Source organism: Streptomyces sp. SDT5-1 (assembly GCF_052245995.1).
Lineage (GTDB): Bacteria > Actinomycetota > Actinomycetes > Streptomycetales > Streptomycetaceae > Streptomyces.
Genome location: NZ_CM125963.1, coordinates 3,097,960 through 3,110,262, shown reverse-complemented (window position 1 = coordinate 3,110,262; position 12,303 = coordinate 3,097,960). Strand labels below are relative to the sequence as shown.

The following is a 12,303-nucleotide window of genomic DNA, read 5'->3' as shown; positions in this document are numbered from 1 at the left end:
AGGGGCGCCGGTCCGCCGTCGTTCAGTGCGGCTGGGCTCAGCCGTTGGCCTCGGCCTTCCGGCGGCGCACCACGTACACCGCGCCGGCGCCGAGCACGACGGCGGCGCCGCCCACGAGGCCGATCGTCGGCAGGGCGGAGGAGGAGCCGGTGGAGGCGAGGGAGCCGTCCGCGTCGGCGGAGCCGTTGCCGGAGCCGGAGCCCGCCACCGGGGAGGCGCTGCCCTGGGGCTTGGGCTTGTTGCCCTTGCCGGCGGGGGTCGTGGAGTTCCCTGCGCCGACCGGGTTGATGGTGAACTCGTACACGGCGAGGTCACCGGTGCCGCAGGTCTCGTCCTCGTTGCCGTACACGCCGACGGCGAGGGTGGCGCCGTAACCGGCGGGGGCGGAGCGGTCGATCGTCAGGCGCAGCGGCAGGTCGACGTGCGCGCCGGCCTTCACGTTGCTGAACGCGCCCGCGTAGTCCTCCTCGGGGACGGACTTCCACTGGCCGTCCTGCTTGGACTTGAGGTGCAGCTTGCTGCTGATGTCCTTGTACGACTTGTCGACGGCGCCCACGGCCACGAACGGCATGACCTCGTCGAGGGTCCGGCCGGTGTTGTTGGTCAGGCGCATCCGGAAGTCGACGGTGGAACCGGCGGCGATCTTGGAGGGCAGGCCGGAGATGGTGGTGTCGAGCGCGTCCACCGCGGAGCACTCGGGGTCCGTCGGCTCCTCCGGGTCGCCGGGCTCGCCCGGCTCCTCGCCCTTCGCGTCGGCGAGCGCCTTCTCGGCGGCCTCCTTCGCGGCGAGCGCGGTCTTGACGTCCTGCTGGGCCTTGTCGATCTTCCGGGCGATGGCGACGCGGTTGTCGTCGCGCGCGGTCTCGGCGGCCTTGACGGCGGCGTCGGCCTCGGTCTTCTTGGTGGTCGCCTCGTCGGCGGCCTTCTTGGCGGCGTCCAGCTCGGCCTGCGCGGCGGTCTTCTCGTCGTCCGTGGTGGCGGCGTCGAGCTTGGTCTGCGCGTCGGTGACGGCCTGGTCCGCGGCGGTCTTCGCTGCCGCCGCGTCGTCGGCGGCCTTCTTCGCCTCGGCGACGGCGACCATGAGCGGGTGGCTCGGGTCGGTCGTGGCGTCGAGCTCCTGCTCGAGCGCCTGCTCGGCCGCCACGGCGGCTCTGTACGCCTGCCGCGCCTCCTTCACCGCCTTGCGCAACTCGGCGAGGGACGGCTTCTGTTCGGTCTGGGCCGCGGGCTTCGTGTCGGCGTACGCCGGAGAGACGGACAGCAGTGCCACCGGAGCGGTCACGGCGGCGACTGCGGCAGTCGCGAGTATCTGACGGATCTGCACGGAACGCCCTCTGTTCGATTCGGAGTAAGGCGCGGGTAAGCGCTGAGGTGCCGAGATCCTAAGGCGGTTCGAGGGCGTCCGTGCGGGGCTTTCTGACCGCTTGTGAGCGGTGTTCTGCGCTTACTGGAGGCGAAATGCGGACGGATCGTGAAAGTTGCTCTCTATCTCTGTGTTTTCGCTGTGAGTGATGTCACTGAACGGTGAACGTCCGGACGGCGACCGCCTCGTCGTCGAGGCAGCGCCCCGTCTCCAGGTCGAAGCGCTGCTTCAGCAGGGGCGACGCCACGAACGGCCGGCCGTCCGCCGAGCCGAGCAGTCCGCGCGAGAGCACGGCCGCCCCCGTGAACGGATCGGTGTTGTCGATCGCGTAGACGCGGCCCGCACGGTCCATGAAGACCGCGGCCTGCCCGCCGTCGGGGAGCAGCACCGCGACCCCGCGCCCCGCCTTCAGGCGGGACGGCTCGCACACGGTCACCGGTTCGCCGTCCGCGTCGATGCGGACGAGGGTGGTCGTCGTCGGTTCAAGGGCGATGGTCATCGGACAGCCAGTCCTTCCAGGGGGATCAGCGGCAGCTCGGGCTTGATCTGGTCGCGCTCGGGCACGAAGCGGACCGTCGGGTCGGGGGTGTCGGGGGCGTTGACGAAGGAGACGAAGCGGGCGAGGCGCTCGGGGTCGTCGAGGGTCTCGGCCCACTCGTCGCGGTAGTGCGCGACGTGCGCCCGCATCAGGGCCTCCAGCTCGTCGCAGATGCCGAGCGAGTCGTGCACGACGACGTCCCGTACGTGGTCGAGGCCGCCGTCGATCCGCTCCAGCCAGGCCGCCGTGCGCTCCAGCCGGTCGGCCGTGCGGATGTAGAACATCAGGAACCGGTCGATGAGCCGGATCAGCTCGGCGTCGCTCAAGTCCTGGGCCAGCAGGTCGGCGTGACGGGGCGTCATGCCGCCGTTTCCGCCCACGTACAGGTTCCAGCCGTTCGCCGTGGCGATCACGCCGAAGTCCTTCGACTGGGCCTCCGCGCACTCGCGGGCGCATCCGGATACCGCCGACTTGAGCTTGTGCGGCGCCCGCAGGCCCCGGTAGCGCAGCTCCAGGTCGATCGCCATCCGCACCGAGTCCTGCACGCCGTACCGGCACCAGGTCTGCCCCACGCACGACTTCACCGTGCGCAGCGCCTTGCCGTACGCGTGCCCGGATTCGAAGCCGGCGTCGACGAGCCGGGCCCAGATCATCGGGAGCTGGTCGACGCGCGCGCCGAACAGGTCGATGCGCTGGCCGCCGGTGATCTTCGTGTAGAGGCCGAAGTCCCGTGCCACCTCGCCGATCACGATCAGCTTCTCCGGGGTGACCTCGCCGCCGGGGATCCGGGGCACGACCGAGTACGAGCCGTTCTTCTGGAGGTTCGCGAGGAAGTGGTCGTTGGTGTCCTGGAGGGCCGCCTGCTCGCCGTCGAGGACATAGCCGTCGGCGCCGATGGACGGGGCGAGCGAGGCGATGATCGAGCCGACGGTCGGCTTGCAGACCTCACAGCCCTCGCCGCCGCGCGCGCCCTCGCGCCCGTGCTCGTCGAGGAGCTGGGCGAACGTCGTGATCCGCTTGACGCGGACGATCTCGTACAGCTCCTGGCGGGTGTGCGCGAAGCAGCCGCACAGCCCGTCGTCGCCGGACTTCGGGAGCAGCTGGCCGATGAGCTTGACGCAACTTCCGCAGCCCGTACCGGCCTTGGTGCACTTCTTCACCTCGGGCAGTGAGGTGTGCTCGCAGATCTCGCCCTTGGTGACGTTGTGGCAGGAGCAGATCACCGCGTCGTCCGGCAGCGCCTCGGGGCCGAGCTGGGCGGGGGCGCCCGCGCCCGCCGGGAGCACCAGGGCCTCGGGCGCGACGGGCGGCACCGAACCGGTGAGCGCGCGCAGCGTCCCGTACGCCTCCGCGTCGCCGACCAGGATGCCGCCGAGCAGCTCGCCCTCGCCGCCGATCACCAGCTTCTTGTACGTGCCCGAGCGGGAGTCCGCGTAGACGACGTCGAGGCAGCCGTCGGTCGCGCCGTGCGCGTCGCCGAACGAGGCGACGTCGACGCCGAGCAGCTTCAGCTTCGTGGAGAGGTCGGCGCCGGTGAACGAGGCGTCCCGCTCGGCGATGGTGTCGGCGGCCGTGAGCGCCATCTCGTAGCCGGGGGCCACGAGCCCGTACACGCGGCCGTCCGAGGCCTGCGCGCACTCGCCGATCGCGAAGACGGCCGGATCGCTGGTGCGGCAGCGCTCGTCGACGGTGATGCCGCCGCGCTCGCCGACCGTCAGGCCCATGTCGCGGGCGAGCTGGTCGCGGGGACGGACACCGGCGGAGAACACGACGAGGTCGGTGGCGAGTTCGCTGCCGTCCGACAGCTTCATGCCCCGCACCGCGTCGTCGGCGCCCGTGACGATCTCCTGGGTGCCGACGCCGGTGTGCACGTCGAGGCCCATGTCCGTGATGGTCCGCAGCAGGGCGGCGCCACCGCCCTCGTCGACCTGCACCGGCATCAGCCGGGGAGCGAACTCGACGATGTGCGTGGTGAGGCCGAGGCCCTGGAGCGCGCCGGCCGCCTCCAGGCCGAGCAGCCCGCCGCCGACGACGGCGCCGACCGTCGCGTTGTTCTTCGCGTACTCCTCGATCGCGTACAGGTCCTCGATCGTCCGGTACACGAAACAGCCGGTGGCGTCCTTGCCGGGGACCGGCGGGACGAACGGGTACGAGCCGGTGGCGAGCACCAGCGTGTCGTACGTGACCTCCAGGCCGGACCGCGCCCGTACGGTGCGGGACGCGCGGTCGACGGCCACCGCCGGATCGCCGACGTGCAGCTCGATGCCGTGCTTCTCGATGAACTCCGGGTCCGTCATGGACAGTTCCTCGGGCGTGGTGCCCGAGAAGTACGAGGTGAGGTGCACCCGGTCGTAGGCGGGGCGCGGCTCCTCGCACAGGACGACCACGCGGTGCGAACCCGTGAGCCCGCGCTCGGCGGCGGCCTCGAGGAAGCGCTGGCCGACCATGCCGTGGCCGATGAGGACGATCGTGGGCAGTGCCTTTTCGGTCGGCATGTCAGAGGCCTCCGTCGTGGGTGAGCAGGTGCAGCAGAGGCGCGCCGACAGCGTCGTCGGCGGGCAGTGATTCGTCGGACTCCCAGGCGTGCGCGAGCGCGCCGACCGTGGCCAGCTCCCCGACCAGCACCCCGCCGACAAGACGGTCGCCGCGCACGACGACCTTCCGGTACGTGCCGCGGGTGGCGTCGGCGAGCTGCACGACGTCGTCGCCGGGCAGCGCCTCGGTCTCGCCGAACGCGGCGAGGTCGAGCGGCCCTGCCCCCAAGCTCTCGGCTCCGCTCGAGCAGGGGGGACCCCCTCCGTGCGGGAGCGTGAGCCGGGTCAGCGTGCGGGTGCCGGTGTACGCGGCGTCGGTGCCGGTCAGCAGGTCGGCGAGCGCGTCGGCCTGTTCGAGCGCCGGGGTCGCGAGGCCGTACACCGTCCCGTCGTGCTGCGCGCAGTCGCCGACCGCGTGGATGCGCGGATCGCTCGTGCGCAGCGCGTCGTCGACGACCACGCCCTTGCGGACGTCGAGCCCGGCGGCCTGCGCGAGACCGATCCGGGGGCGGACCCCGCAGGCCAGAACGGTGACGTCGGTGCCGAGCACATAGCCGTCGTGCAGCTCGACGCGGCGTACGTGCCCGTCGACGACGCCGACGCCGCGCACCCGGCACTCGGTGTGGATCTCCACGCCGAGCGCGGTGAGATGGCGGCGCACGAGTTCGGAGGAGCGCGGGTCGAGCTGGCGCTCCATGAGCCGCTCCGACTGCTGCGTGAGCACCACCTGCGCGCCGCGCCGGGCGAGCGCACGGGCCGCCGAGACACCGAGCAGCCCGCCGCCGATGACGACGGCTCGGGTGCCCTCGGAGACGGCCGACGACAGCGCGAGACAGTCGTCCATGGTGCGGAACGCGTGCACCCCGCCCGGCAGTTCGGTCGCATCCGGCGCGAACAGCCCGCGCAGCGGCGGCAGCACCGGGTTCGAGCCGGTGGCGAGGACGAGCGTGTCGTAGCCGACCTCGTCCCCGTTCTCGCACTGCACCAGCCGCCGCTCGCGGTCGATCCGGACGGCGCGGGTGCGCAGCCGCCGGCCGGCCGACCGGGGCAGCTCGATCACATCCGGCGGATACGTCCCGGCCAGCACCTCGGCGAGCAGCACCCGGTTGTACGGGGCGTGCGCCTCCTCGCCGATCAGCACGGCCCGCTCGCCCAGGCGGTGGGCGAGCCGGGTGCCGGCGAGGCCGGTGCCGATGACGACGACGCGGCCGGAGCGGCCGGTCGCGGTGTCGTCGTACGCGTACGGTGCGGTCATGCATCGCAGCCTGCGGGGCGGGTGTTACCCGGTGGCGTCCCGATGGTTTCCCGGGAGGAACGGTGCGCTCAGCGGGGGCCGCGGCCCGGTGTGAGGGGGCGTGACCCGCGTGCGCCGGGCCTCCGTAGAGTCCTGATCATGCCTGACATATCCCTGACCACCGTCGTCGTGCTGTGCGTCGCCGCGCTCGCGGCCGGATGGGTCGACGCGGTGGTGGGCGGCGGCGGACTCCTCCTGCTCCCGGCCCTCCTGCTCGGCCTCCCGAACTCCGCGGCGGCCGGCCACGCCCTCGGCACCAACAAGGCCGTCGCCATCGTCGGCACCACCGGCGCCGCCGTCACCTACGCCCGCAGAGCGCCCGTCGACGTACGGCTCGCCGTCCGCATCGGCGCCGCGGCCCTCGCGGGCTCGACCTGCGGGGCGCTGCTCGCGACGGGGATGAGCACCGAGATCCTGAAACCGGTCGTGATGGTGGTCCTCGTCGGCGTCGGCGCGTTCGTCATCTTCCGCCCCGCGTTCGGCACGGCGCCCTCCGCGGTCCCCGCCTCGCCCCGCCGCATCTGGGCGGCCATCGGCTTCGCGGGCCTCGGCATCGGCTTCTACGACGGGCTGATCGGCCCCGGCACCGGAACGTTCCTGGTCCTCGCCCTGACCGCGATCCTCCATCTCGACCTGGTGACCGCGTCCGCCACCGCGAAGATCGTCAACTGCTGCACCAACGCGGGCGCCCTCGCGATGTTCGCGTGGAAGGGCCAGGTGTTCTGGCAGCTCGCCGGGCTGATGGCCGTGTTCAACCTGGCGGGCGGCATGATCGGCGCCCACACCGCGCTGAAGCGCGGCGCGGGCTTCGTGCGCGTGGTGCTCCTGACCGTGGTGTGCGCGCTGGTGGTGAAGATGGCGTACGAGCAGTGGGTGGCGTGACCCGCCCGCTCAGCGGCTGCCCGTGAGGTGCGCGAACACGACGACGTTCCCCTGGTAGCCCGTCCCGCGCGTGTAGGGGCCACCGCACGTGATCACCCGGAGCTCGGGGCGGCGGGCCGCGCCGTACACCTTCGCGTCGGGGAACCGCTTCGCGTCGTACACCTCGACCGCGTCCACCGTGAACACCGCGACCGAGCCGTCCCGCCGCCGCACCTCGATCGTGCGGCCGCGCTCGACCGAGCCGAGGGCGTAGAAGACGGACGGGCCGCGCGCGTTGTCGACATGGCCCGCGACCACCGCCGTACCCGTCTCGCCGGGCTTGGTGCCCGCCTCGTACCAGCCCGCGAGGTTCTTCTTCCCGGGCGGCGGCACGTCGAGGCTGCCGGCGCGGGTCAGGCCGAGGCCCATCAGCGGGGCGTCGACGCCGATCGACGGGATGCGGATCCGGTCCGGAGGGGACGCGGGCAGCGGAGCGGCGGCCGGGGGTTCGCTGTGCCGCCGGTCGACGCGGGCCTGCGCGGCGGACGGCTGCGGCGGCGGATGCCCTTCGGCGCCGCTCGCCAGCAGCCAGGCGCCGGCGGCGAGCGCGAGGGTGGTCACCGCTCCTGCGGCGGCGTTGACACGGTTCGCGGCGCGCGGGGGCGTGCGCATGGGGCTGGGGTTCCTCGCAGTTCTTCACGGCCCAGGCGGGCGGGGGAGAGGCCGGACGCCGGGTTCAGATCCGGTCGCCGCGCGCCCTGCGGTGCAGCAGCCAGGTGCCGCCCGCCGCGGCCAGCGCGAGCGCCGCGACACCCGCCGACGTCCGGGTGGGCTCGGGGCCGAGCGCCCCGCCGACCCCCGTCTCCACATGCCCCCTGGGCGGCTGGGCCACGGCGTCGCCGGTGCCGGGCACGGAGACGATGAGGTCGCCCGTCACCTCCGTCCCGTCCACGCACCGGGCGACGATCTCGTACGTTCCCGGCTGCGCGGACACCGGGACGCGGAAGCGGCCCGTGGCCGGGCCGGCCGTCGCGGCGGCGTCGGGGGCCAGCGTGAAGGTGCCGGCGCCGACCGCGCTGGCGTCACCGGTCGCCGTGTCGGAGCCGCCGCACGCCGTGGTGTCCACCGAGACCCGGTCGCCCGGGGACGCCGTCGCCGGATACACCTCGAGGCCGCCCCGCGCGGCGGTCGCGGGAGTCGCGCCGCCCGCCGTGACCGCGGCGACGGCGGCGGTGACGAGCACCGCCGCGGTCAGCGGTCGGCCCGTGCCCCTGCGCATGCGCATCGTCCAAGCTCCTTCGCGGGCGTCGGTCGCGCCCTGCCAAGGACGAGGTAAGTGCCAGTCGCGGCGCCGCGCCTCCTGATGCCCGGTCATGAGCCCTGGCCGACAAGGGCTTCTGACGGGCCGACGGGCACATTCCAGCAGGTCACACGGGGAGCGGCCGGAAAGTGCCCGTCGGGGTCCCGGAGGCGTGCGACCGGGTGACGGGTGTGGCGTGCGGGTGATGACCGGTCAGTTCACGGACACCGCCGACCAGGTGGCCGCCACCGCCGCGTACTCCTTGCCGTCCGCGCCGTACAGATCCTTGGCCGCCTTCAGGGTCGCCGTGCGCGCGCCCTTGTAGTCCGTCGACGACGTCATGTAGACGGTCAGAGCGCGGTACCAGATCTTGCCGAGCTTCTCCTTGCCGATGCCGGTGAGCGTGGACTTGTCGCAGGTCGCGCCGTCGTGCTGGACGCCGCCGATCGTCTTCGGGCCGCTGCCCTCCGCGAGCAGGTACGCGAAGTGGTTGGCGACGCCCGACGAGTAGTGCACGTCGAGGCCCCCGACCTTCGAGCTCCAGCAGTCGGCGGACTTCCCGTCCCGGCTCGGCCGGTCCATGTAACGCAGGGCAGTGGCATTGGCTCCCGGCTTGACGATCTTCTCGCCGATCAGCCAGTCGCCGGGGTCGGACGCGTTGTTCGCGTGGAACTCGACGAGCGTGCCGAAGATGTCGGACGTCGCCTCGTTGAGGCCGCCCGACTCGCCGGAGTAGGTGAGGGCGGCGGTGGACGAGGTGACGCCGTGGGTCATCTCGTGCCCCGTGACGTCGAGGGCGACCAGCGGACCGAACGTCTTGCCGTCGCCGTCCCCGTACGTCATGCAGAAGCAGTTGTCGTCCCAGAAGGCGTTGTTGTAGTCCTTGCCGTAGTGGACGCGGTTGTACGAGCCCTTGCCGTCACCGGCGATCCCCTCGCGGCCGTGCACGTCCTTGTAGTAGTCCCACGTCCGGTCGGTGCCGTACTGGGCGTCGACGGCGGCCGTGGCGCGGTCGGTCGCCTCGCCCGTGCCCCAGTGGTTGTCGGCGTCCGTGAAGACCTTCGCGGGGGCGCGGTCCAGGCAGATGCCGAGGACGCAGAGGTCGGTCTTGTTCGCGGCGTCGCCGGTGTAGGTGCCGCCGCGCGTGGAGTCGCTCAACTGGTAGCCGCCGGACGATGCGGTGCTGGTGGTGAGGGGGACGGTGCCGGAGTAGAGCGAGCGCCCCTCACCCGTGGCCGTCGCGGTCTCCAGGCTGTCCCAGGAGTCGATCCGCGCACCGGTGGTGGCGTCCGTGAGGACCGTACGGGCCGTGGGGTTGCCGCGCGGGTCCTGGGCGGCGGCCGTGGTGCGCCACGCCAGCTTCGGGGCGCCGTGCAGGGCGTCCACGACGAGTCGCGGCTTGGCCACGAGGTTGCGCAGCACGGTACGGGGGTTGGCGGAACGCAGCACCGTCGCGGCGAGGTCCGCGGCCTTCGGGGCGGAGAGGCGGGGCGTGGTGGAGGCGACGGCGACGCTGCCGGGGACGGCGCGGTCGGTGCTCAGGACGGTGCCGTCCGGGGCGCGGTGGACGACGAAGTCGCCGCCGAGGACCGGGAGTCCGTCGTACGTGCGGTCGTAGCGGGTGTGCCGGGTGCCGTCGGGGTCGGTGATCACGTCCCGTACGGAGGTGCGCTCCGGGGAGGCGGTGGAGGGGGCGGCCGTCGCGGCGGGGGAGAGGGTGAGGGCGGCGGCGAGGAGGGTGACCAGGGTGGTGAGGCGGGTACTGGTCCGTATGCGTATGGATCTCACCAGGCGGCTCCGTGGGGACGGTGGGGCGAGCGGCGGGTCCTGACTGTGATTCAGTTTTAGGCGTCCATGACAAGTGGGGTCCAGGGGGCGGCGGTGTCGGACCTGTGAAGGAGCGGGGGTGGGGGCCGGTTGTGACCCGGGGCCCCGCCCCGCCGCGTGCGCCGCCCACCCGCCCCTACGCCACGGGGCTCCGCCCCGGCCCCCGCTGCTCAAGCGCCGCAGGGGCTTGAATTGCCTGCCCGCACCGGTCTCTTACGGCCGCTGCCGCCGCCCAAGATCCCACCCCCCGCCCCCTCCGGGGGCGTCGCCACCCCAGGGTGCCGCAACGGCTACGGGTAGCCGCACGCGCCTTGGGCAATCTGCCGCCCAGGGCGGCAGGGTGGGCAAGGCGGCCCCCGGTGCGGGCCGAACCCTCGGAGGGCGCCGACCAAGGCAAAGCACAGGAGCCACGGTGCGGGCCGAACCCGCGGAGGGCGCCGGCCACGGCAAAGCACAGGCGCCACGGTGTCGCGCAACGGTCAACCGGCTCGCTCCGCACGGACCGCGCACACCTTGAATTCGGGCATGCGCGATGTCGGGTCGAGCGCAGGATTCGTGAGGGTGTTGGCGCGGCCCTCGCCCGGCCAGTGGAAGGGCATGAAGAGCGTGTCCGGACGGATCGCGGACGTGACACGGGCCGGGGCCACCGCCCGACCTCGCCGGGACGTCACCACGACCGCGTCCCCCGCCCTCACCCCGAGCCGCGCAGCGAGCCGCGGATGCAGCTCCACGAACGCCTCCGGCGCCGCCTTGTTGAGCTCCGGCACCCGCCGCGTCTGCGCCCCCGACTGGTACTGCGCCAGCACCCGCCCCGTCGTCAGATACAGCGGATACTCCGCATCCGGCTCCTCCGCCGCCGCCCGATGCGCCACCGGCACGAACCTCGCCCGCCCGTCCTCCGTGGCGAACCGGTCGAGGAAGAGCCGCGGTGTCCCGACAGAGGCGGAGGACGAATCCTCGGCGCACGGCCAGAAGACGCCTCCGCCCTCGCCGTCCTCCGCCGACAGGCGCTCGTAGCTGATCCCCGAGTAGTCCGCGGGCCCACCCGCCGACGCCCGCCGCAACTCCTCGAACACCTCCTCCGCGTCCGTCGGAAACCCCTTCTCCCGCTCCGGCGCGAGCCGCGCCGCGAGCTCCCGCAGCACGTACAGATCGGAACGCACCCCGGACGGCGGCGTCAGTGCCTGCCGCCGCAGCAGCACCCGCCCCTCCAGGTTCGTCACCGTGCCCGTCTCCTCGGCCCACTGCGTCACCGGCAGGACCACGTCCGCGAGTTCGGCGGTCTCGGAGAGGACGACGTCCGCGACGGCCAGGAAGTCGAGGGACCGGATCCGGGACTCGACGTGGGCCGCGCGCGGCGCCGACACGACCGGGTTCGACCCCATCAGCAACAGGGCCTTGATGTCACCGCCGAGCGCGTCGAGCAGCTCGTACGCCGATCGCCCGGGACCAGGCAACGTGTCCGGATCCACGCCCCAGATCTCCGCCACGTGCGCCCGCGCCGCCGGATCGGTCAGCTTGCGGTAGCCCGGCAACTGGTCGGCCTTCTGGCCGTGTTCGCGCCCGCCCTGCCCGTTGCCCTGACCGGTCAGGCACCCGTAACCGGAGTACGGCCGGCCCGGCCGCCCCGTCGCGAGCGCCAGGTTGATCCACGCGCCGACCGTGTCGGTGCCCTTCGACTGCTGCTCGGGCCCGCGCGCGGTCAGCACCATCGCCCGCTCGGCGCGCGTGAACAGGCCGACGGCCTCCCGCAGTTGCGGCACCGGCACGCCCGTGACCCGCTCCACGTACTCCGGCCAGTGCGCCATCGCCGCCGACCTGGCCTCCTCCCAGCCGCGCGTACGCTCCCGTACGTACTCCTCGTCGACCCGGCCCTCCGCCACCACCAGGTGCAGCATGCCGAGGGCGAGCGCCAGGTCGGTGCCGGGGCGGGGCGCGAGGTGCAGGTCGGCCTGGTCCGCGGTGCGGGTGCGGCGCGGGTCGATGACGATCAGCGTGCCGCCGTTGGCCTTGAGCTCCGTGAGGTAGCGCAGGGCGGGCGGCATGGTTTCGGCCAGGTTCGAGCCGACCAGGATCACGCAGCCCGTACGCGGGATGTCCGCCAGCGGGAACGGCAGGCCGCGGTCGAGCCCGAACGCCTTCTGGCCCGCCGCCGCGGCCGACGACATGCAGAAACGGCCGTTGTAGTCGATCTGCGACGTGCCGAGCACCACCCGTGCGAACTTGCCCAGCGCGTACGCCTTCTCGTTCGTCAGGCCACCGCCGCCGAACACACCGCACGCGTCCGCTCCGTGCCCGGTACGCGCGCGTGCCAGCCCGTCCGCGACCCTGTCAAGGGCGTCGTCCCAGGTCGCGGGCGTGAGTCGGCCGGTCGCCCGGTCGCGCACCAGTGGCTCGGTGAGCCGCACACCGGAAGCGAGCACGGACGCGGCGCTCTGCCCTTTGCCGCACAGCGCCCCCTGGTTGACCGGGAACTCCGGCCGGCCCTCGATCGCGGGACCTGGCAGCACGTTCATGCCGCACTGGAGGGCGCAGTACGGGCAGTGGGTGGGCGTCACCGTGGTGTTGAGCATGCCCCGAGGGTGC

At 73.1% G+C, this 12,303-nt stretch carries 9 protein-coding genes; 1 reads left to right on the top strand and 8 read right to left on the bottom strand.

The window, feature by feature from the left end; all coding sequences use genetic code 11:
* Nucleotides 1-37: 37 nt before the first annotated feature.
* The 4 genes from ACTWJ8_RS14555 to ACTWJ8_RS14540 all read right to left on the bottom strand — a co-directional run bounded on the left by ACTWJ8_RS14555 (nucleotide 38) and on the right by ACTWJ8_RS14540 (nucleotide 5,690).
* The gene (locus tag ACTWJ8_RS14555; protein WP_443264044.1) at nucleotides 38-1,282 is read right to left on the bottom strand and encodes an LPXTG cell wall anchor domain-containing protein; all 1,245 of its coding nucleotides are present in this window, start codon (nucleotides 1,280-1,282) and stop codon (nucleotides 38-40) included.
* Nucleotides 1,283-1,514: 232 nt separating this feature from the next.
* Nucleotides 1,515-1,862, bottom strand: coding sequence for a nitrite reductase small subunit NirD (gene nirD / locus ACTWJ8_RS14550; RefSeq protein WP_356377217.1), 348 nt, complete (start codon nucleotides 1,860-1,862; stop codon nucleotides 1,515-1,517).
* Nucleotides 1,859-4,396, bottom strand: coding sequence for a nitrite reductase large subunit NirB (nirB, locus tag ACTWJ8_RS14545; RefSeq protein ID WP_356377220.1), 2,538 nt, complete (start codon nucleotides 4,394-4,396; stop codon nucleotides 1,859-1,861). Before nirB ends, nirD begins: the two co-directional genes overlap by 4 nt.
* A 1-nt stretch (nucleotide 4,397) precedes the next feature.
* Entirely contained in the window at nucleotides 4,398-5,690 is a 1,293-nt protein-coding gene (locus ACTWJ8_RS14540; RefSeq protein ID WP_443264043.1) for an NAD(P)/FAD-dependent oxidoreductase, read from the bottom strand.
* A 138-nt stretch (nucleotides 5,691-5,828) separates the two neighbouring features.
* On the opposite strand from ACTWJ8_RS14540, the gene ACTWJ8_RS14535 reads away from it, so the two are divergent.
* Nucleotides 5,829-6,611 (top strand): sulfite exporter TauE/SafE family protein, encoded by a 783-nt coding sequence (locus ACTWJ8_RS14535; RefSeq protein WP_443264042.1) that lies wholly within the window; start codon nucleotides 5,829-5,831, stop codon nucleotides 6,609-6,611.
* Nucleotides 6,612-6,620: 9 nt separating this feature from the next.
* Here ACTWJ8_RS14535 and ACTWJ8_RS14530 read toward each other — a convergent pair whose 3' ends face one another.
* The 4 genes from ACTWJ8_RS14530 to ACTWJ8_RS14515 form a co-directional block, all read right to left on the bottom strand.
* Complete coding sequence (locus ACTWJ8_RS14530) at nucleotides 6,621-7,262, bottom strand: class F sortase (RefSeq protein WP_443264041.1); 642 nt, start codon at nucleotides 7,260-7,262, stop codon at nucleotides 6,621-6,623.
* A 64-nt stretch (nucleotides 7,263-7,326) separates the two neighbouring features.
* The gene (locus ACTWJ8_RS14525; RefSeq protein WP_443264890.1) at nucleotides 7,327-7,869 is read right to left on the bottom strand and encodes a hypothetical protein; all 543 of its coding nucleotides are present in this window, start codon (nucleotides 7,867-7,869) and stop codon (nucleotides 7,327-7,329) included.
* 234 nt (nucleotides 7,870-8,103) lie between these two features.
* On the bottom strand, nucleotides 8,104-9,681 hold the full coding sequence (locus tag ACTWJ8_RS14520) for a M4 family metallopeptidase (RefSeq protein WP_443264888.1): 1,578 nt from the start codon (nucleotides 9,679-9,681) through the stop codon (nucleotides 8,104-8,106).
* A gap of 515 nt (nucleotides 9,682-10,196) precedes the next feature.
* Entirely contained in the window at nucleotides 10,197-12,290 is a 2,094-nt protein-coding gene (locus ACTWJ8_RS14515; protein WP_443264040.1) for a molybdopterin oxidoreductase family protein, read from the bottom strand.
* Between the last annotated feature and the right edge of the window lie 13 nt (nucleotides 12,291-12,303).